The following is an 18,650-nucleotide window of genomic DNA, read 5'->3' on the forward strand; positions in this document are numbered from 1 at the left end:
GTCACCGGCCGCCAGGAAGATCGTCGTGGGGGTGGCGGCACGGCCCGATCCGGGCCGCGTTCCATCAGCTCGAAGCCGAGCTTGCCGCTGTCGGTCAGGCCCGATCCGGCCAGCTTCAGGCGGGCGTCGTGCAGGTTCTTTTCCGGCACGGTGATGCCACCGGTGGCCGGTCCGGGCCGGACGGCGGGGTCCGCCACGGCGGCCCGGGATCGGTTCCCGGGCGCGGCGGGCACCCGGTCAACGTGGTGCGCGCGCCGACGTTTGCTTTCATGAGCGGGCACCACCTTCGGACCGATCCGGAAGGACCCGCCCTGAACACCCCGCTCGCCGAGGCCCTGTCGGCCGTGCTGCTCGTCGCCGTGCTCGCCTGGGCCGTCGTACGTCCCTTCGGATGGCCGGAGGCGGCGCTGGCCGTCCCCGCCGCCGGGATCGTGATCGCCACCGGCGCTATCCCGCTGGAGCACGCCCGGGCGGAGGCGGAGCGGCTCGGGCCGGTGGTGGGGTTCCTGGCGGCGGTGCTGGTGCTCGCCCACTTCTGCGCCGTGGAGGGGCTGTTCCAGGCGTGCGGCGCGTGGATGGCGCGCTGGGCGGCGGGCCGGCCGGTGCGGCTGCTGGCGGCGGTGTTCGCGCTGGCGTCGGCGATCACGGCCGTGCTCAGCCTGGACGCCACCATCGTGCTGCTGACCCCGGTCGTCTTCGCCACCGCCGCGCGCACCGGCGTACGGCCGAAACCGCATGTGTACGCGTGCACCCACCTGTCCAACACGGCGTCGCTGCTGCTGCCGGTGTCCAACCTGACGAACCTGCTGGCCTTCGCGGCGAGCGGGCTGAGCTTCACCCGGTTCGCGGCCCTGATGGCGCTGCCCTGGCTGGTGGCGATCGGCGCCGAGTACCTGGTGTTCCGGCTGTTCTTCGCCCGGGACCTGACGGCCGCGGCCCCGGTGCCCGGGGAGGCCGGCGAGGCGCCGCCGCTGCCGTTGTTCGCGCTGGTGACCGTGGGATGCACGCTGGCGGGGTTCATGGTGGCTTCGGCGTTCGGCGTGGACCCGGCGTGGGTGGCCGCGGCGGGCGCCCTGGTGCTGGCCGGGCGGGCGCTGCTGCGGCGCGGGGCGACCCCCCTGGCCGTCGTGCGGGCGGCGGCCCCGGCGTTCCTGGCGTTCGTGCTGGCGCTGGGCATCCTGGTGCGTGCGGTCGTCGACAACGGGCTCGCGGACGTGCTCGGGCACGTCCTGCCCGGCGGCACCGGACTGGCCGCGCTGGCCGGGACCGCGGCGCTGGCCGCCGTGCTGGCCAACCTCATCAACAACCTCCCGGCCGTGCTGGTGCTGCTGCCGCTCGCCGCTCCGGCCGGTTCCGGCGCGGTGCTCGCGGTGCTGCTCGGGGTGAACATCGGCCCCAACCTGACGTACGCCGGGTCGCTCGCCACCCTGCTGTGGCGGCGGATCGTGCACCAGCACGAGCACGGGGTGGACCTCGGGGAGTTCACCCGGCTGGGCCTGATCGCCGTGCCCTGTTCGCTGGCGGTGTCGGTGGTGGCACTGTGGGGGTCGCTGCAGATTCTCTGAGGGTTGTCGTGAGCCGAGGGAGGCCGGCCGGATGCGCGTGATCGCCTGGCTCGTCGAGGGCACCTGGCCCGCCTGTGTGGACGCCGTCCGCACCCACGCCCCGCCGGACGCCGAGGTGGTGCTGCTGCATGTGTCCGGCCCGGACGTGCCCGGCGTGGCGCACGGCGCGTTCGCGGGGCTCCTGGGCCGCGGTCATCCCGAACGGGACCCGGGCGGGCTGCTGGAGGCGCTGGAGGGCACTTCGGCCACCGGGATCCTGGACGCGGCGGCGAAACGGCTGGGGCGGCCGTGCGCCCGCGCGGAGCGGTCCGGGCGGGTCGAGCGGGAGGTGGTGGCCGCCGCCGAGGGCGCGGATCTGCTGGTGCTGGCGCGGGACGGCGACCGCTCGCGGCTCGGGCCGCGCAGTCTGGGTCCGGCCGTCCGGTTCGCCGTCGACCACGCGCCCTGCCCGGTGCTGCTGGTCTGGCCCGAACCGGCTCCCGGGCTGGCGACGATCCCGCCCCCGCCGCCTCATCACCACCACTGAGCCGGCGGCGGGTCAGTGGTGGTGGTGTCCGCCGCCTCCGCCGTATCCGCCACCGCCCCAGGAGCAGTAGGACGGGTGGACCGAGCAGAAGTCGGGGCTGGGACCGGGTGAATCCGGCGGCGGGGCGGTGCTCCGGGCCGCCGACGGGGTCGGCGACGGGGACGGGGACTCCGCGGCCCTGGGCGTGACCCTGTCCGACGGGGACGGTGCGGGAGTGCTGTCGATGTCCCAGTTGACGACCTGCATCTCCAGGTCGGGGCTCGCGGTGTCGACGCTCCAGCGCTGGACGGAGGTCGCGGTGCGGGTCTTGAGCACGAGGGCGCCGGAGCCGTCGGTGGCGGCCGGGGCGAGCGCCAGGTCCTGGTCGGAGCGGGGGACGAGGGCGCCCTGGAGGGTGAAGTCGTAGCGGATGTCCTTGGCGGCCTCGGCGGTGGCCGAGCAGGGGGCGAGCCGGACCGAGTAGCCGAGGCGGGAGTCCAGGCACAGATCCGGTGCGGAGGCGTTGCGCAGCAGCCCGTCGGTCTCGTAGCTCCACTGCTGGACGGGGGCCGAGGAGCAGGCGGTGAGTTCGGTCTCGGCGCCCTTGACGGCCTTGTCCCCGACGACGTCCACGCACAGGCCGGAGGCGAGGTTGTGCAGCCGGCCGCGCAGTGCCCCCTGGGTGGTCCCGCTGGAGCCGGCCCAGGACGGGCCCGCGTCGGGGCTGCCCTTGCCCGGTGTCCGGGAAGGGGTTGCGCCGGGGGCGGGGGGCGGGCCGTCGTCCGGACCGAGCACCGACCACAGCACGAGCGGCAGCACGACCAGGCCGCTCACCGCGGCGACGGCGAGGGCGAGGTGGCGGCGGCGCGCGCGGCGGGCGGCCCGGTGCGCGGACCGGCGGGAGGGGCCGGGCGGGGGCGCGCCGGCCGGAGTGGAGGGCGCGCCCCCGCGGGATGCCGCGGCGGCGAAGGCCTCGCCGCCGGGCGGCGCGGGGGCCGGTTCGGGCCGGGGGGCGGTGGCCGCGTCGGGGAGGGTGGCGCGTGCCTCCAGGTAGGCGCGGGCGCCCCAGCCGAGCACGGCCTCGGCGAGGGCGAGGCCGAGTCCCGTGTTGAACTGGGCGAGTTGGTCGGCGGTCTGCCGGCAGTGCCGGCAGCCGGCCAGGTGCCCTTGCAGATCGGGGTCGATGTCGGCACCGCCGCGCCGGAAGGTGACGTCCAGCATGCGCAGGTACCGCCGGCACTCGGTCTCGGGGGCGAGTTCGCGGTGCGCCTGGAGGCATTCCTCGCGCAGCCGGTCGCGGGCGCGGCCGAGTTCGACGCCGGTCTCCTCCTCGTCCTGGCCCAGCAACGCGGCCGGGACGGCGAGGGGTTCGGCCTCGACCTCGATGTGCCACAGCACGGCGCGGGCGGACTGGGGCAGCCGCTGGAAGGCGCGGGACAGCAGCCGCCGGCCGGACGGCGGGAGCAGCCGGGCCGAGGCACGCTCGCCGGTGGCGGGGTTCGTACGCACGGCGGGGTGCAGCAGTTCCTGCCGGCCGTCGCCGTCCCACTCGGCGGCTATCCGGCGGACGGTGACCAGCAGATGGGGCCGCCAGGCGGCAGACGGGCCCGACTGCCTGATGGACTCGCCGAACAGCCGGGTGAAGGCGGCGGTGGTGAGCATGCCGGCGGCCCGGGGGCCGTCGGTGCACAGCCGGGCGTAGGCGAAGGCCGCTTCCCAGTGCCGGTCCAGGAGTTCGCCGACCGGGTGCAGCGCGGGTGACGTTCCCGTCCACTTCCTCAGTTCGGCGCTCAGCCGCTCGTCCGGGACTTCGAACCGGCGGCCGGTCGGCGCGAAATCCGACCTGCCTGCGTCATTCACCGCTGCATTCCTCCAGACGCGACACGGGAATTAGTCCATACCAAGAGGTATGGACAGCATTCGGCATCTCGAACGCCGCCGGGGCAGCTCTTTTGAAGCGTGGGGGCGTACGGAGCGGCCTGGCGCATGCAGCGGAAAATGTAATTGTCTGCGCGCCGACAACGCACACTTTTACACAGTCAGGCACTAGCGAACAAGAGATCTCCCAGTTCCGAACAACGTAATTCCGGCGGTTGCCGTTTTGACAATTTGTCAAGAAAGCCTTTGCGTCGCATTACCGCCGTTCACACCCGCTCACCAGGCGCCCGGCGGCGACTCGGCACCGGTCCGCGCGTCAGGGGCGGGCCTCGCGCGGACCGGCACCGGCCGTCAGTGGCCGCTGATCGCGCGCGGCGTGTAGGGCTGCTGGAGTTCCTCCATCTCCTTCTCGCTGAGTTCGAGTTCGACGGACGCCACCGCGTCCTCGATGTGCCCCGGCCGGGCGGCGCCGACGATCGGCGCGGCCACCGTGTCCCGGTGCAGCAGCCAGGCCAGTGCCACCTGTGCGCGCGGCACACCCCGCGCCTCGGCGATCCGGGTCACCGCCTCGACGATCGCGCGGTCGCCGTCCAGGTACAGGCGGCTGCCGAAGGCGTCGCCCGCGCTGCGTTCGGTGACCGTGCCCCAGTCGCGGGTGAGCCGGCCGCGGGCGAGCGGGCTCCACGGCAGCGTGCTCACGCCCTGGTCGGCGCAGAGCGGGAGCATCTCCCGCTCCTCCTCGCGGTAGAGCAGGTTGTAGTGGTTCTGCATGGACACGAACCGGGTCCAGCCACCCAGGTCGGCCGTGTGCTGGGCCTTGGCGAACTCCCAGGCGTACATGGAACTCGCCCCGATGTAGCGGGCCTTGCCCGCCTTGACCACGTCGTGCAGCGCCTCCATCGTCTCCTCGACGGGAGTGGTGTGGTCGTAGCGGTGGATCTGGTAGAGGTCCACGTAGTCGGTGCCGAGACGGCGCAGGCTGTGGTCGATCTCGGTCAGGACGGCCTTGCGGGACAGGCCCTGGCCGTTGGGGCCCGGCCGTGTCCGGCCGTGCACCTTGGTGGCCAGCACGATCTCGTCGCGGTCGGCGAAGTCACGCAGCGCCTTCCCGACGATCTCCTCGCTGGTGCCGTCGGAGTAGACGTTGGCGGTGTCGAAGAAGTTGATGCCCGCCTCCAGCGCCTGCCGGATCAGCGGACGGGACGCCGCCTCGTCGAGCGTCCACTCGTGCGTACCACGGTCGGGCAGGCCGTAGGTCATGCAGCCCAGACAGATCCGCGACACGTCCAGGCCCGTCGAACCGAGCTTCACGTACTGCATCGTTGCTGCTCCTGCCTTCAGGGGCGATGGTCACTCAGGAGCGTACGTCGGGCCCCCGGCGCCGACTTGACCACGGCCTCGGGCGGAGGGTTGGATTTCCGGACGTGCCACGCCGGTCCGGAGCGGGGCCGTGACGGCGATGCGATGGAGTGGACGTGCCGACGAAGGGTGCCTTCCGGGCGGAAGGCCGGGGGACCACGGCCGGCGCCGCCCTGCTCGCCCTGGTCCTCGCCGCGACCGCGCTGGCCGGCTGCGGCTCCGGCGGCCCGGCGAGGACCGCGAAGCCCCTGACGTACCGCCTGCCGCCGCGGCACGCCGGCTTCGACTACCAGATCGGCGGCGCCTATCCCCCGGCCGGCGGGGTCCGCATCGTCAGCCGCGACCGGTCCGACTCCCCCGCGCCCGGCCTGTACAACATCTGCTATGTCAACGCCTTCCAGGCCCAGCCCCAGGAACGTGCCGACTGGCCCGCGGACCTGCTGCTGCGCGACGGCCAGGGCAGGCTCGTCATCGACGAGGACTGGGACGAACCACTGCTGGACATCCGCACCCCCGCCAAGCGGAGCCGGGTGGCGGCGCGGGTGAACCGGTGGACCGACGGCTGCGCGAAGAAGGGCTTCGACGCGGTGGAGCCCGACAACTACGACAGCTACACCCGATCGAAGCATCTGCTCACCGCCACCGACGCGACCGCGTTCATGCGCCTGCTCACGGGCCACGCGCACGCCCGGGAGCTCGCCGTCGGGCAGAAGAACACCGCCGAACTGACCGGCCGGCGCGGGGCGGCCGGGCTGGACTTCGCGGTCACCGAGGAGTGCGGGCAGTACGACGAGTGCGAGGTGTACGCCAAGGCGTTCGACGACCTCGTGGTGGACATCGAGTACACCGACCGGGGCCTGCGCAAGGCCCTCGCGCGCTGGGGCGGCCGGCTGAGCATCGTCCGCCGCGACGTGGACGTCTCCACACCCGACGCGCCGGAGTACGTCCGCAAGGTGCGCTGAAGGGGCCGACCGGCCCTCGTGCCGTGCCGCCTGCCGGTGACCGATCCGGCGTGGCGTGGTCCGACAGTCGTACTGTCAGCTCATCCTCGGCCCCAGACGACCGGCAGTCGGCCGGTCCCGGCCGCCCGGAGGACACCAGGTGCCGACACGTCCCACCATCCTGAAATGCCTGGCGGGGGCGGCGCTGCTGCCCCTCGCCCTCGTCACCCCCGCCCTGGCGCAGCCCGCCGCCGTGCCGTCCGCGCCGCCGTCACCGTCCCGTGCGGGCGAGGAGCCGTCCACCCTGTGCGCGCCCGCCGGTACCCTGCGCGGCGCGCACGGGCAGCTGGCCGTCGTCAGCGTCTGCGCGGGCAGCGGCTCCCCGCAGTTCACGGTCTCCGCCCCGGCGAGCTGCCGGCGCGCCGGCGTCCGGGTGCGCTACACCTGCCGGACCGAGGGCACCTGGACGGCGCACCGCGCCGGCCGGACGCTGGCCAACGGAACGCTGCCGGGCGCACAGGAGTACCCGGGCCCCGGTACGTACGACATCACCGCCGACGTGCGCGTGCGGTCGGCGCCCGCCGGTGTCGACCTGCGGGGCAGCGTCGAGGCCACGCTCACCGTGACCGCGCCCAAGGCGAAGCCCACGCACGCCGTCACCGTCGACCGGACCACCCTGCGGCGCGACGCGACCACCACGCTGACCTACACGGTCCGGCGGGACAGCGACGAGGGCGACGGCAGCGCCCGGCTCGGGCTCATCGGCGAGGCGGCCACCGGTGTGCGGATCGCCACGGACGACGCCCGCTGCGTCAACCCGCTGGTCGGCCGGTACCCCTCGAAGACCCGGCTCGCGCACTCCCTGGACTGCGCGCTGACCGCGCTGCAGCCCGGCCGCCCGGAGAAGGTGAAGGTCCGCGTCACCGTCGGGCCGGACTGCTCCACGGTGGTCTCGAAGCTGGGCTACTGGGTGCCGCGGGGCCAGGACCTCTACACCGGCGGCATGCTGGCCGGGCCGACGCTGACCTGCGGTTAGCCACGAAGGAGCGGGTTCAGGGCCGCTCCAGCAGGTCCAGGGCGCTCTCCCAGGCGAAGGCGGGCCGTCCGCCGTCCTCCCCGGGCGGGCCGGCGTACGGCTCACCGAAGCGGACGCCCATCCCGCGCAGCCGGACCAGGCTCTCCCGGTACGCGGGGTGGGCGGCCAGCGCGTCCGCCACACAGGGCAGGACGGCGATCGGCACGCCGAGACCCGCCGCCTCGCAGAGCGTGCCGACGGCGAGCGTGTCGGCGAGGCCGGCCGCCCACTTGTTGACGGTGTTGAAGGTGGCGGGCGCCACCACCACGGCGTCCGGTGGCGGGAACGGGCGCGGATCGGCCGGCGAGCGCCAGGCCGAGCGGATCGGGCGGCCCGTCAGCTCCTCGACAGCCGCCGTGTCGAAGAACCCGCCCATCGCGACCGGGGTGGCTATGACCCCGACCTCCCAGCCCCGTTCCCGGGCGGCACCGATGAGCCGGGGGACTGCGGCGGCGATCCCGGCCGCGCAGACGACGACGTAGAGGAAGGGCTTGCCGGCCTGTGAGGTCATCGCACGACCCTACTGAACCGGGAAGGGCGGTCCCGGCCGCGGCCCGGGTCCGCCCGGACTCCCTCAGCCCGCCGGTCCGGTCACCCTGATGGCGCTCACCGGGCAGGCACGGGCCGCCTCCCGGACCATGGGGTCGCCCCCGCCGTCCTCACGGCCGGGGAGCAGGGTGCTGTAGCCGTCGTCGTCCTGGGTGAACACGCCCGGCGCGGCCAGCGCGCACTGCCCGGCGCCGATACAGCGGTCCTTGTCGATGTCGATGTGCATGACCAGAGCCTCTTACCAGGCCACGGGGAGTTCCAGCATCCCCTGGATCGTGTCGCCCGGTTTGAACGGGATCTCCTCGGCGGGCGCGGCCAGCCGGAGCCCGGGGAGCCGCTCCAGGAGGGTGCCGAGGGCGATCTCCAGTTCGGCGCGGGCCAGGTTCTGGCCCAGGCACTGGTGGATGCCGAAGCCGAAGGCCACGTGGTGGCGGGTGGAGCGGCGGAAGTCCAGGGTGTCGGGGTCGGCGAACACGGACTCGTCGCGGTTGATCACCGAGGTGGCGAAGAGGACACCCTCGCCGGCCCGGATCGTGGTACCGGCGACCTCGATGTCCTCCAGGGCCAGGCGGAGCAGCCCGTCCGCGATCGAGAGCATCCGCATCAGCTCCTCGACGGCGGCGGGCAGCAGCGCCGGGTCGGCGCGCAACTCGGCCAGCCGGCCGGGGTGCCGCAGCAGCGTGTAGGTGCCGAGGGAGATCATGTTGGCGGTCGTCTCGTGGCCGGCCACCAGCAGGATGACGGCCAGCGCCACCACGTCCCGGCGGTCCAGTTCACCGGTGCGCAGCCGCTGGTGGACGAGATCGTCCAGGACGCCGTCGCCGGGTCCGGCCTGCCGCTCCTTGTCGTCGATCAGCCCGCCGAGGTACTCCTCCAGCCGCTCGCGCGCCCCCTGCGAGTCGGCGGCCGTGGGGCCGCGCAGCAGCGTGCGGGACTGTTCCTCGAAGAACTCGTGGTCGACGTACGGCACGCCGAGCAGCCCACAGATGACCATGGAGGGCACGGGCAGGGCGAAGGCGGAGACCAGTTCGGCCGGCGGGCCCTTCTCGATCATCGCGTCCAGCAGTCCGTCGACGGTCCGCTGGATGGTGGGGCGCAGCCCGGCCGCGCGCTTGAGGGTGAACGACGGGATCATCATCCGCCGCTGGGTCTGGTGGACGGGGTCGTCGACGCCGAGCAGCGCCACCCGGCGGTCGCGGACGGCCGCGAAGCGGGCGGTGGGCACGGGGAAGCCGGGGCGGGTGCGGTCGGTGGACAGGCGGGGGTCGGCGAGCAGCGCGCGGGCGGTGGCGTGGCCGGTGACCATCCAGACCTCGCGGCCGTCGAAGAGGGTGACGCGGGACAGGCTCCGCCCGTCGCGCAGCGGGTCGTATCCGGTGGGCGGGTGGTAGGGGCAGGTGCGGTCCTGGGGGAAGGCGACGGGGTCGGCCGGGGTCCCCGGGCCGGTGATGTCCGTCAGTTCCGTCATGGAAAGACCTCGCAGACGAAGAGGTGCGTCGTGCCGATCTTCATTAGATGCCCGAGGCACCTATGGGGCGACGGCAAGTTCGGCCAGATCGGCGTACGCCGTGATGTGTCCGAAGAGCGTGCTGACCAGGGTAGGGAACGCGCCGAAATTCATTTGCCGGTGCGGGCGCGGCGACCCCAGGATCGGCCCATGCTTCTTACAGACTCCCTCCTGCCGACGCCCGCTGCCACCGTCCTCGCGGTGCCGGGCCGACAGCAGCCCGGCCGTCCCGGAAGGCCCGGCCCCGCGCGCCCGTGACGGGCGCGCTGCTCGCGGGCCTGCTCGCTGGGTACGGCATCGCCGTACCCGTGGGCGCGGTCGGGACCTATCTGGTCTCCCTCACCGCCCGTACCTCGCTGCGCACCGGCGCCTCGGCGGCGCTCGGCGTCGCCACGGCCGACGGCCTGTACGCACTGCTCGCCACTCTCGGCGGCGCCGCCCTCGCGGCACAGCTGCGGCCGGTGCTGAACCCGCTGCGCTGGGCCTCGGCCCTGGTCCTCACGGTGCTCGCGGTGCGGGCCGCGCTGCTCGCCCTGCGGCAGTACCGCGAGCAGCGGCTCACCACCCGTCCCGAGCGGCCGGTTCCCGGCGCGGCACGGGCGTATCTCGGCCTTCTCGGGATCACCCTGCTCAATCCCATGACGGTCGTCTACTTCGCGGCGCTGGTGCTCGGCGGCACCGCGCGGGGCGGAGGGCCGCTGGAGCGGGCGGCGTTCGTGGCGGCGGCCTTCGCCGCGTCCGCGAGCTGGCAGTTGCTGCTGGCCGGCGGGGGTGCGCTGCTGGGCCGCTCCCTGACCGGTCACCGGGGACGGCTGGCGACGGCGCTGTTCTCCAGCGCCGTGATCCTGGTGCTGGCGGTGCGGATGACCACCTAGGCGGGGCCGGGGTTCACCCGCGCGGGTGACGGGGCACGCGGTACGGATGATCCGGGCGGCCGCGTGTGTTGTGGCCGTCCGGAGCACCATCCGCCGGACCGACGAAGGAGACGGATCCCATGCCACTTGAGGGCGAGTACGAACCCAGCCCGACGCAGTGGGTGCGCGAACAGGTCGAGCTGTACGAGAGTTCCGGGGGCACCGAGGGCACGACGCTGCGGGACACCGGGCTCCCGGTCATCGTGCTGACCACCCGGGGCGCCCGGAGCGGCAAGGTCCGCAAGACGCCGCTGATGCGGGTCGAGCACGACGGCCGGTACGCGGCGGTCGCCTCGCTGGGCGGTGCGCCCCAGCACCCGGTCTGGTACTTCAACGTGAAGTCCGACCCGCACGTCGAGCTGCAGGACGGGGCCGGCAAGCGGGACATGCGGGCCAGGGAGGTCACCGGCGCGGAGAAGGCCGAGTGGTGGGAGCGGGCGGTGGCCGCGTTCCCGTCGTACGCGGACTACCAGCGCAAGACGTCCCGGGAGATCCCGGTGTTCGTCCTGGAGCCGATCGACGCCGGCTGACGGGGGCGCCCGCCGCCCGGAGCCGGTTCCGGCCGGGCGGCGGCGCCGTCGAGAAAAATCCGCTCCCGCGGGCATGAACCCGTCCGGGGTCGGGCACCCGTGCGTCAGGCCCCGCCGCGCTCCCCCGTCGCGGCGGGGTCCCTTCGTGCCTCCTGCGCCGGCCGGTCGGTCACGTCGAGGTAGATGTGGTCGGCGGCCGGAACCGTGCTGGCGATCGACCGCTTGATCCGCCCGGAGACCTCCTCCACCCGCTCACTGTCCAGACCCGGCACCAGGTCGATGCGGGCGGCGACCAGGGTGGAGTCGAGGCCCATCTTCATCGTGAGCAGCGACTCCACGCTGTCGATCTCCGGCTGGGCCTCGAGCAGCGAGCGGATCCTGCCGCTCAGCTCCGGGTCGGCCGCCTCGCCGATGAGCTGGTCCCGGGCGTCACGGCCCAGCCGGTAGGCCACGTACACCAGCAGCGCGCCGATGGCGATCGAGGCGGAGGCCTCCCAGACGACCTGGCCGGTCACCATGTGCAGGACCATGCCGACGAGGGCGAGGGTCACACCGAGGACGGCGGTGCCGTCCTCGGCGACGACCGTGCGCAGCGCCGGGTCGCGCAGCGCGGCGCGGCCCCCGCCCTGCCGCCGCACCTGGTGCAGGGCCCGCAGCAGCGAGGCGCCCTCGGCGAGGAGCGCCACGCCCAGCACGATCAGGCCCGCCACATAGCCGCTGAACTTCTCCTCCGTGCCGCTGCGCAGCGCCTCGAAACCCTGGAAGACGGAGAAGCAGCCGCCCATCACGAAGATCCCGACCGCCGCGAGGAGGGACCAGAAGAACCGCTCCTTGCCGTAGCCGAAGGGGTGCCGCCGGTCGGCGGGACGGCTGCTGCGCCGCAACGCGGCCAGCAGGAAGACCTCGTTGAGGCTGTCGGCGACGGAGTGCGCGGCCTCCGACAGCAGCGCGGGCGAGCCCGCGAGCACCCCGCCGACGGCCTTGGCCACGGCGATCACCAGGTTCGCGGCCAGCGCGACCAGCACGGTGACCTTGGTGTGATGGTCGCCGCCCGATCCGCCCGTGCGCCGGGCGCCCTTCTCGCCGTTCCGGTCCTCGGCCGTCCGCGCGGCCGTCTGTTCATCAGAGGATGTCCCACTCACCTGGTGCCGACTGCCCCCGCTGCACAGGATCACACCGTGCCGAAGGGCGAAAAAGGGGAACGCGTGGTGACGGGAACACGCGTTCGCGCGACGGCGAGGAGGAGAGATGGGCGGCGACGGCAACCGCGCCTACGGCCACAAGACGTTCAGCCGGTCCAGAAGTCATTTCGGTGACCGGATCACCGCCGACGGCCGGGACGGCTGGCCGGTCGCCGCCGGGCGGTACCGGCTGGTGGTCTCCCGCGCGTGTCCGTGGGCGAGCCGGGCCGTCGTCTCGCGCCGGCTGCTGGGTCTGGAGGACGCCCTGTCCATGGCGGTCGCCGACCCCGTCCAGGACGACCGGAGCTGGCGGTTCACCCTGGACCCCGGGGGTCGTGACCCGGTGCTCGGCATCCGTTTCCTCAGCGAGGCCTACGACAAGCGGGAGACGGGATATCCGGGCGGGGTGAGCGTGCCCGCGGTCGTGGACGTGCCCAGCGGCAGGCTCGTCACCAACGACTACCAGCGGCTCACCCTCGACCTGGCCACCGAGTGGACTGAGCTGCACCGCGAGGGCGCGCCGGACCTCTACCCGGCCGGCCGGCGCGACGAGATCGACGCGGTGATGGCGGAGGTCTACGCGGACGTCAACAACGGGGTGTACCGCGCCGGGTTCGCCACCCACCAGGAGGAGTACGAGGAGGCGTGCGCCGCGGTCTTCCGGCGGCTGGAACTGCTCGCCGAACGGCTCGCCGGGCAGCGCTACCTGGTCGGCGACACGATCACCGAGGCGGACATCCGGCTGTTCACCACGCTGGTCCGGTTCGACGCGGTCTACCACGGCCACTTCAAGTGCAACCGCTGGAAGCTGGCGGAGAACCCGGTGCTGTGGGCGTACGCCCGGGACCTGTTCCAGACGCCCGGCTTCGGCGACACGGTCGACTTCGACCACATCAAGCGGCACTACTACCAGGTGCACACCGGCATCAACCCCACCGGGATCGTGCCGCTCGGTCCGGACCTGGACGGCTGGCTGACCCCGCATCACCGCCAGGAGCTGGGGGGACGGCCGTTCGGGGAGGGGACGCCGCCGGGTCCGCCGGCCCCGGGCGAACGAGTGGCGGCGCGAGGACGCCCCGCATGATGACCGTTTGACGAGGAAGGAGTCCTCCATGGCGAAGACAAAGAAAAAGAAGCTCCCTCTCGTCTACCAGCCGGTCGGGTTCGTGCTGAGCTGGGCGGGCGGAACGCTTGCGGGCATGGCCTTCCGCAAGGCGTGGATGGCGTTCCGGCACGAGGAGGACGCGCCCGACGCGCTGGACCCGGACCGTGGCTGGGGCGAGATCCTGCTCGCGGCCGCGGTCCAGGGTGCCATCTTCGCGGTGGTGCGCAGCGCCGTGGACCGCACCGGGGCCAAGGCCATCGAGCGGACCACGGGTGTGTGGCCGGCCAAGGAGAAGGGCGGCCGGGACTGAGGAGTCCCCCTCAGCCCTGCTTGGGTGCCGGCGACGGCACGAGGCGCAGGGTGAAGGAGTGCCCGGCGGGGTCGGCGAAGCCGCGTTCCTCGTACGTCCCCGCCGGGTCCCCCGCCTCGACCGGACGGCCGCCGAGCCCCACCACCCGGCGCTCCGCCTCGTCCAGGTCGGCCACCAGGAACTCCAGATGGGCCTGCAGGGAGTTCTCCGGGCGCGGCCAGCTCGGCGGGGTCGCGTTGGCGTCCCGCCGGAAGGCGAGCCGCAGACCGTCACCGCCCCGGATCTCCACCAGGTTGGCGGACGCGCCGATCTGTTCGCCGTCCAGCAACTGCTGATAGAACTCGGCGAGTTTCTCCGGCTCGGCACAGTCCAGCACCACGACGCCCGCGGTCACGAGGGGCATGTTTCCTCCCGGGGAGTTCCGTCCTTCTCTGTCTCCCTGCTGATATCCCCGTCCCGCCGATTCAGTCGGCGACCAGCCACGCTCCGTCACGCATCAGCTCCCGTCCCTCCAGCTCGTTCTCCTCGCGCCAGGCCTGGACGCGCCGCGGGAGCACATTGAAGTACAGGTAGCGGGTGGTGAGCCGGCGCGGGTCGAAGCCGGTCTTGCCGGCGAAGACCTCGGCGTCCTCCTCCGGCAGGTCCTCGGGGGCCACGGCCCGTACGGTGCCCTCGACGATGACGACGTCGCGGGTCGGCCCGATGCCCAGCCTGGCCCGCCCGGTGGCCGCCAGGTTGCGCCCGGTGGGGCTCTCGGCCGGGGTGGCGATCAGCAGCGTGGCGCCGTCCCAGACGAAGGACAGCGGGACGAGGTAGGGGGCGCCGCCGTCCGCGCCCGCGGTGGCCACCCAGGCGTCCACGTCGTGCTCCAGCCGGTGGATGGTGTCCTTCTTGCGCTGTTCGGCGGTGCGGGCGGGCGGCGGGGTCATGGTCGTGCCTCCTCGGCATCGGTTCTCGCTCGTACGACGTGCGCACGCCGTCAAGTGTGACCGTCCGCCGTCCGTCCGCGCACGGAGGCGATCAAGGCGTGTCCGGGCCGCCGTCCGCGGGGACGTCTGTCACCGGCGCACAGAAGTGGCCCCCACAACTGTCGTCGGGTGATGAGCCCGTGCGGGTTACTCGCGGGTATCGTCACCGCCGTGCCGAAGAGAGCCGCGGCGGTGGGTGTCGACACGGGCGGCCCGTTCAAGGCGTTGCCCCCTGGACTTCCCGACCGCCTCAGACCGTACGCAGCCGAGATCACCGAGGAGGTCGTCCGCGCCATCGGGACCCAGATCGCCGAATACGCGCGCCCGATGGACGACACGTACATGCAGGGCGTGCACCGGGGCGTGGACCACGCGCTGCGCGGACTGCTGGAGCGGATGGCACAGCCGGACACCGACTGGCAGCCGGTCAAGGAGACGTACGAGCGCATCGGCCGCGGGGAGGCCGAGGAGGGCCGCAGCCTGGACTCGTTCCAGTCGGCGCTGCGGCTCGGCGCCCGGGTGACCTGGCGCCGGGTCAACGCGCTGGTGGACGAGGGGCTGCTCCCCCGCGATGTGCTGGGCGCCTTCGGCGAGGCGCTGTTCCTGCACCTGGACGAGATGGCGGCCGCCGCGACCGCGGCCTACACCGAGGCCCGGCTGCACGCGGCCGGCGAACTCCAGCAGCGCCGGGCCCGGTTGGTGGACCTGCTGACCGCCGATCCGCCGGCCCCGGCGGGGGCGATCGCCGATCTGGCGCACGCCGCGCGCTGGACGGTGCCGCGGACGGTGGCGGTGGTGGCGGTGGACCCGGGGCCCGGTGCGGCTCCGATCGTGCCGCCGGAGTTCCTCACCCGGTTCGACGTGCAGCCTGCGCTGCTGGTGGTGCCCGATCCGGAGGGCCCGGGCCGGGCGCGTGCGGTGGCCGGGGCGCTCCAGGGACTGCCCGCCGCCATGGGGCCACCGGTGGCGCTGCACGAAGGGGCGAGATCGCTGCGCTGGGCGACGGAGGCCCTGGGCCTCGTACGGCGCGGGGTGCTGGCGGGCACGGACCCGGCCGGTGGCGTGGTGCGCTGCCAGGACCACCTGCCCGCGCTGCTGCTCCTGCGCGACGAGGCGCTGCTGGACGCCATGGCCGAGCGCCGGCTGCGCCCGCTCGAGCGGGTGCGCCCGCCGCAGCGGGAGCGGCTGGCGGAGACCCTGCTGGCCCTGCTGCGGTCCGGCCGGGGCGTCGCCGAGGTGGCCGCGCGTCTCGCGGTGCACCCGCAGACGGTCCGGTACCGGATGCGTCAGCTCGACGAGCTGTTCGGCGAGTTGCTGCACGACCCGGAGGCGCGCTTCGAGATGCAGCTCGCGCTGCGGGCGCGGGAACTGCGCGGGGGCGCGATGGCCCCTGAGTGACTTCCTGGACGGATGTCCGGTTACTCTGGACACCTGTCCAAGAAGTAGGGGGGTTCCTCGGTGATGGAAGTCGTGGCGAAGGTGCTGGTCGGCCTGGTGGCCGCGCTGCACGTGTACATCCTGGTGCTGGAGATGTTCCTGTGGCAGCGGCGCCCCGGGCGTAAGCTGCACGGATTCGGGCCGGACCTGGCCCGGGCCACCGCTCCGCTGGCCGCCAACCAGGGCCTGTACAACGGCTTTCTGGCGGCGGGCCTGGTGTGGGGGCTCGTCGCGGCCGGTCCGGCGGGGTTCGGGGCGCGGGTGTTCTTCCTGTCGTGCGTGGTGGTGGCGGGCCTGTTCGGCGCCGTCACGGCCAACCGCCGCATCCTGTTCGCCCAGGCACTGCCCGGCGCGATCGCCCTCGCGGCCGTCCTCGCCGCCCGGTGAACCGGGCACCCATGGAGGACCCGCGCGCGGCCCGCACCCGCGCCCGGCTGCGCGCCGCCCTGCTCGAGGAGTGCGCCGAACGCCCGCTGGCGGAAGTGGGCGTGGCCGCGCTGGTGCGCCGGGCCGGGGTGGGCCGGGCGACGTTCTACGTGCACTACGACGGGCTGGAGGCACTGGCGGTCGACGCCTGCGCGGACGTCGTGGGGCAGGCGGTGGACGCGCTGCACGCCTGGCGGGGGCGGCCCGATCCGGTCCACGCCCCGCCGGCGCTGCGGGAGTTCTTCGCGGGCCTCGCCCCGCACGCGGCCCTGTACCGCTCCCTGCTGGTGCCGGGCGGCGGCGGGCCGCTCGGCCGGGTGCTGCACCGGGATCTGCGGGCCCGCAGCCTGGCCGAGCGCGAACGGGCGGGCGCCTCGGACGCCCCGCTGGTCGCCTCGGCGGTGGCCGCGACGTTCGCGGGTGTGCTCGCGGACTGGCTGCACGGGCTGCTCACCGGGACGCCGGAGGAAGTGGCCGGTCAGGTCTGGCAGTTGCTGGTCGCGCTGCACCGCAGCCGCTGAGCCGTCACCTGCAGCCGACGCCGTTCTTCACCTGGGGCCAGGCCTCCGTTCCGGCGGCGGTGCGGACGTAGGCGGCGTCCCGGTCGTCCGTCAGCCACAGCCGCAGTCCGCGGTAGTGGTACCCGGTGTCACGGGCCGTCGCGGGCAGCGGTACGCGCGCGTGGTACGGCGCCCGGAGCAGGCCGTCGCGGGTGAGTACGCCCTCGGGGTCACGGGCGTAGGTGCGGCCGTCCAGATCGAGGAAGCGGGCCGACTGCCAGTCGCAGTGCTCGGGTCCGGTCCAGCCGCTCAGCTTGCGCACCGGTACGCGCCCGCCGTCACGGTCCGTCCACACCTCCACCCCCGCGGCCTCCGTGTAGCGGGCGGGGAGTTCGGCGGGGTCGCAGGAGGCGTTGGTCTCCGGACCCCAACCCGGGCGTTCCGGACGGTCCTTGGCCACCACGACGGCCACTTTGGTGCGCCCGTGGACATCGAAGGAGTACAGCACCCGGTCGGCCTCCGCGCGCTCCACGCGGTAGCCCTCGCGGGGCTGCTCGGGCTCGAACAGGTCGAAGTAGAGCTTCAGCCCGTCCTCGGGCGTGTCACCGCCGTCGGCCCTGCTCCAGCCGTCGGGACCGCCGCCGTCGTAGATCTCCCCGTCGCACTCCAGCGCCCGGCCGGCCGCCCCGGAAGCCTGCCGCAGCGCCCGCGGACCGGACTCGTCCGTGTCCCGGGTGGCCACGTGGAGCGGCCCGTCGTACGGGGTGGCCGGGGGCGTGCCGCGGACCACCACCCGTACTCCGGTGCCGTCGTCGCATCCCACCGCCGCCACGGCCGCCAGTACCGCCACCGCCACCAGTCCCGCGCGCATGTCCCACCCCTGTTCCCGCCTGCCGTTGTCCGCTCCTTGGACGGCGGGCGGGCGCGGAACGTTCAGCGGGCCTTCTGGAAGGTCCGCCGGTAGGCCTGCGGGGAGACCCCGATGGCAGCGTGCAGGTGCTGGCGCAGCGAGGCGCCGGTGGCGAAGCCGACCTCGGCGGCGATCCGGTCCACCGGCAGGTCGCTGGACTCCAGGAGGTGCCGGGCGCGGACGACGCGCTGCTGGATGAGCCAGCGACCGGGGCTGACCCCGACCTCGTCGCGGAAGCGGCGGGCGAAGGTGCGCAGGCTCATCCTGGCGTGCTGGGCCAGCTCGGCCAGGGTGAGCGGCTCGGCCAGCCGCTCCAGGGCCCAGGCACGGGTGGCGGCCGTGCCGGAGGAGCCGTTCTCGGGGACCGGCCGCTCGATGTACTGGGCCTGGCCGCCCTCCCGGAACGGGGGGACGACACAGCAGCGGGCGACGAAGTTGGCCAGGGCGCTGCCGTGGTCGCTGCGGACGAGGTGCAGGCAGATGTCGACGCCGGCGGCGGCCCCGGCCGAGGTCAGGATCCGGCCGTCCTCGACGAACAGCACGTCCGGGTCCAGCTCGACCCTCGGGTACCTGCGGCGGAACAGGTCGGCGAGGTGCCAGTGGGTGGTGGCCCTGCGGCCGTCGAGGAGTCCTGCCTCCGCCAGCACGAAGGCAGCGGTGCATATGGAGACGATCCGCGCGTCGGGGCGGATCCGGGCGAGGGCGGCGGCGACGGCCTCGGGCAGCTCGGTGGGGAGACAGGCGGGCGGCACGGAGGTGACCACCACCGTGTCCGCCGTCTCCAGCAGTTCGGGGCCGTGTTCCACGCCGATCGTGAAGTCCGCGCTGCTGCGCACCGGTTGCCCGTCGACGCTGCAGGTCAGCACCTCGTAGCGGCCGTCGGCGGCGCCGAGGATCCGGCTGGGGATGCCCAGTTCGAAGGGATAGACGCCGTCGAGGGCCAGGACCGCCACCCGTTCCGGACTCGCCGTGCCACGCATGGCATGATCC

General features: G+C 73.9%; 22 protein-coding genes. 11 read left to right on the top strand and 11 right to left on the bottom strand.

Annotated elements, in window-relative coordinates; all coding sequences use genetic code 11:
• A partial coding sequence (locus tag AB0924_RS35230; protein WP_366913638.1) for a hypothetical protein occupies nt 1–197 on the bottom strand: 197 nt, incomplete at its 3' end.
• A 72-nt stretch (nt 198–269) separates the two neighbouring features.
• On the opposite strand from AB0924_RS35230, the gene AB0924_RS35235 reads away from it, so the two are divergent.
• Nucleotides 270–1,565, top strand: coding sequence for an arsenic transporter (locus tag AB0924_RS35235; RefSeq protein WP_366913639.1), 1,296 nt, complete (start codon nt 270–272; stop codon nt 1,563–1,565).
• Nucleotides 1,566–1,596: 31 nt separating this feature from the next.
• Nucleotides 1,597–2,091, top strand: a complete 495-nt coding sequence (locus tag AB0924_RS35240; protein WP_358933239.1) for a universal stress protein — start codon at nt 1,597–1,599, stop codon at nt 2,089–2,091.
• A gap of 12 nt (nt 2,092–2,103) precedes the next feature.
• On the opposite strand, the gene AB0924_RS35245 is transcribed toward AB0924_RS35240, so the two are convergent.
• Both AB0924_RS35245 and AB0924_RS35250 read right to left on the bottom strand, forming a co-directional pair.
• The gene (locus AB0924_RS35245; RefSeq protein ID WP_366913640.1) at nt 2,104–3,930 is read right to left on the bottom strand and encodes a ricin-type beta-trefoil lectin domain protein; all 1,827 of its coding nucleotides are present in this window, start codon (nt 3,928–3,930) and stop codon (nt 2,104–2,106) included.
• A 369-nt stretch (nt 3,931–4,299) separates the two neighbouring features.
• Nucleotides 4,300–5,268, bottom strand: coding sequence for an aldo/keto reductase (locus AB0924_RS35250; protein WP_358933235.1), 969 nt, complete (start codon nt 5,266–5,268; stop codon nt 4,300–4,302).
• 242 nt (nt 5,269–5,510) lie between these two features.
• On the opposite strand from AB0924_RS35250, the gene AB0924_RS35255 reads away from it, so the two are divergent.
• Complete coding sequence (locus AB0924_RS35255) at nt 5,511–6,269, top strand: endo alpha-1,4 polygalactosaminidase (RefSeq protein WP_366913676.1); 759 nt, start codon at nt 5,511–5,513, stop codon at nt 6,267–6,269.
• A gap of 139 nt (nt 6,270–6,408) precedes the next feature.
• Nucleotides 6,409–7,284: a hypothetical protein gene (locus tag AB0924_RS35260; protein ID WP_358933233.1), complete on the top strand. Its 876-nt coding sequence runs from the start codon at nt 6,409–6,411 to the stop codon at nt 7,282–7,284.
• A 16-nt stretch (nt 7,285–7,300) separates the two neighbouring features.
• Here the strand turns inward: AB0924_RS35260 and AB0924_RS35265 are convergent, their stop codons facing one another.
• From AB0924_RS35265 to AB0924_RS35275, 3 genes are all read right to left on the bottom strand, one after another.
• On the bottom strand, nt 7,301–7,834 hold the full coding sequence (locus AB0924_RS35265; RefSeq protein ID WP_358933231.1) for a flavoprotein: 534 nt from the start codon (nt 7,832–7,834) through the stop codon (nt 7,301–7,303).
• A 63-nt stretch (nt 7,835–7,897) separates the two neighbouring features.
• Nucleotides 7,898–8,098, bottom strand: coding sequence for a ferredoxin (locus AB0924_RS35270; protein ID WP_358933229.1), 201 nt, complete (start codon nt 8,096–8,098; stop codon nt 7,898–7,900).
• A gap of 12 nt (nt 8,099–8,110) precedes the next feature.
• Nucleotides 8,111–9,340, bottom strand: coding sequence for a cytochrome P450 (locus tag AB0924_RS35275; protein ID WP_358933227.1), 1,230 nt, complete (start codon nt 9,338–9,340; stop codon nt 8,111–8,113).
• A gap of 293 nt (nt 9,341–9,633) precedes the next feature.
• Between AB0924_RS35275 and AB0924_RS35280 the strand changes: the two genes are divergently transcribed.
• Together AB0924_RS35280 and AB0924_RS35285 are read left to right on the top strand one after the other, a co-directional pair.
• Nucleotides 9,634–10,254, top strand: a complete 621-nt coding sequence (locus tag AB0924_RS35280) for a LysE family transporter (RefSeq protein WP_366913641.1) — start codon at nt 9,634–9,636, stop codon at nt 10,252–10,254.
• A gap of 119 nt (nt 10,255–10,373) precedes the next feature.
• Nucleotides 10,374–10,823, top strand: a complete 450-nt coding sequence (locus AB0924_RS35285) for a nitroreductase family deazaflavin-dependent oxidoreductase (RefSeq protein WP_358933222.1) — start codon at nt 10,374–10,376, stop codon at nt 10,821–10,823.
• A 104-nt stretch (nt 10,824–10,927) separates the two neighbouring features.
• Here the strand turns inward: AB0924_RS35285 and AB0924_RS35290 are convergent, their stop codons facing one another.
• Complete coding sequence (locus AB0924_RS35290; protein ID WP_358933375.1) at nt 10,928–11,848, bottom strand: cation diffusion facilitator family transporter; 921 nt, start codon at nt 11,846–11,848, stop codon at nt 10,928–10,930.
• A gap of 223 nt (nt 11,849–12,071) precedes the next feature.
• Here AB0924_RS35290 and AB0924_RS35295 point away from each other — a divergent pair, with 223 nt between their 5' ends.
• Complete coding sequence (locus AB0924_RS35295) at nt 12,072–13,088, top strand: glutathione S-transferase C-terminal domain-containing protein (protein WP_358933220.1); 1,017 nt, start codon at nt 12,072–12,074, stop codon at nt 13,086–13,088.
• Nucleotides 13,089–13,116: 28 nt separating this feature from the next.
• Entirely contained in the window at nt 13,117–13,419 is a 303-nt protein-coding gene (locus AB0924_RS35300; protein WP_358933217.1) for a DUF4235 domain-containing protein, read from the top strand.
• A 10-nt stretch (nt 13,420–13,429) separates the two neighbouring features.
• Here AB0924_RS35300 and AB0924_RS35305 read toward each other — a convergent pair whose 3' ends face one another.
• Together AB0924_RS35305 and AB0924_RS35310 are read right to left on the bottom strand one after the other, a co-directional pair.
• Nucleotides 13,430–13,822, bottom strand: a complete 393-nt coding sequence (locus tag AB0924_RS35305) for a VOC family protein (protein ID WP_358933215.1) — start codon at nt 13,820–13,822, stop codon at nt 13,430–13,432.
• Between the two features lie 61 nt (nt 13,823–13,883).
• Nucleotides 13,884–14,348 (bottom strand): pyridoxamine 5'-phosphate oxidase family protein, encoded by a 465-nt coding sequence (locus tag AB0924_RS35310; RefSeq protein WP_358933213.1) that lies wholly within the window; start codon nt 14,346–14,348, stop codon nt 13,884–13,886.
• Nucleotides 14,349–14,558: 210 nt separating this feature from the next.
• On the opposite strand from AB0924_RS35310, the gene AB0924_RS35315 reads away from it, so the two are divergent.
• From AB0924_RS35315 to AB0924_RS35325, 3 genes are all read left to right on the top strand, one after another.
• Nucleotides 14,559–15,785 carry a helix-turn-helix domain-containing protein gene (locus AB0924_RS35315; RefSeq protein WP_366913642.1) on the top strand — a complete coding sequence of 409 codons (1,227 nt, stop codon included), beginning with the start codon at nt 14,559–14,561 and terminating at the stop codon, nt 15,783–15,785.
• Nucleotides 15,786–15,848: 63 nt separating this feature from the next.
• On the top strand, nt 15,849–16,211 hold the full coding sequence (locus AB0924_RS35320) for a DUF1304 domain-containing protein (protein WP_358933373.1): 363 nt from the start codon (nt 15,849–15,851) through the stop codon (nt 16,209–16,211).
• On the top strand, nt 16,208–16,771 hold the full coding sequence (locus tag AB0924_RS35325; protein ID WP_366913643.1) for a TetR/AcrR family transcriptional regulator: 564 nt from the start codon (nt 16,208–16,210) through the stop codon (nt 16,769–16,771). The genes AB0924_RS35320 and AB0924_RS35325 overlap by 4 nt, the downstream gene beginning before the upstream one ends.
• Before the next feature lie 4 nt (nt 16,772–16,775).
• On the opposite strand, the gene AB0924_RS35330 is transcribed toward AB0924_RS35325, so the two are convergent.
• A complete protein-coding gene (locus AB0924_RS35330; protein ID WP_366913644.1) occupies nt 16,776–17,621 on the bottom strand; it encodes a hypothetical protein in 846 nt (281 codons plus the stop codon).
• 62 nt (nt 17,622–17,683) lie between these two features.
• Nucleotides 17,684–18,640 carry a helix-turn-helix domain-containing protein gene (locus AB0924_RS35335; RefSeq protein WP_358933205.1) on the bottom strand — a complete coding sequence of 319 codons (957 nt, stop codon included), beginning with the start codon at nt 18,638–18,640 and terminating at the stop codon, nt 17,684–17,686.
• Between the last annotated feature and the right edge of the window lie 10 nt (nt 18,641–18,650).

This window comes from Streptomyces sp. NPDC047869, assembly GCF_040704065.1.
Classification (GTDB): Bacteria; Actinomycetota; Actinomycetes; order Streptomycetales; family Streptomycetaceae; genus Streptomyces.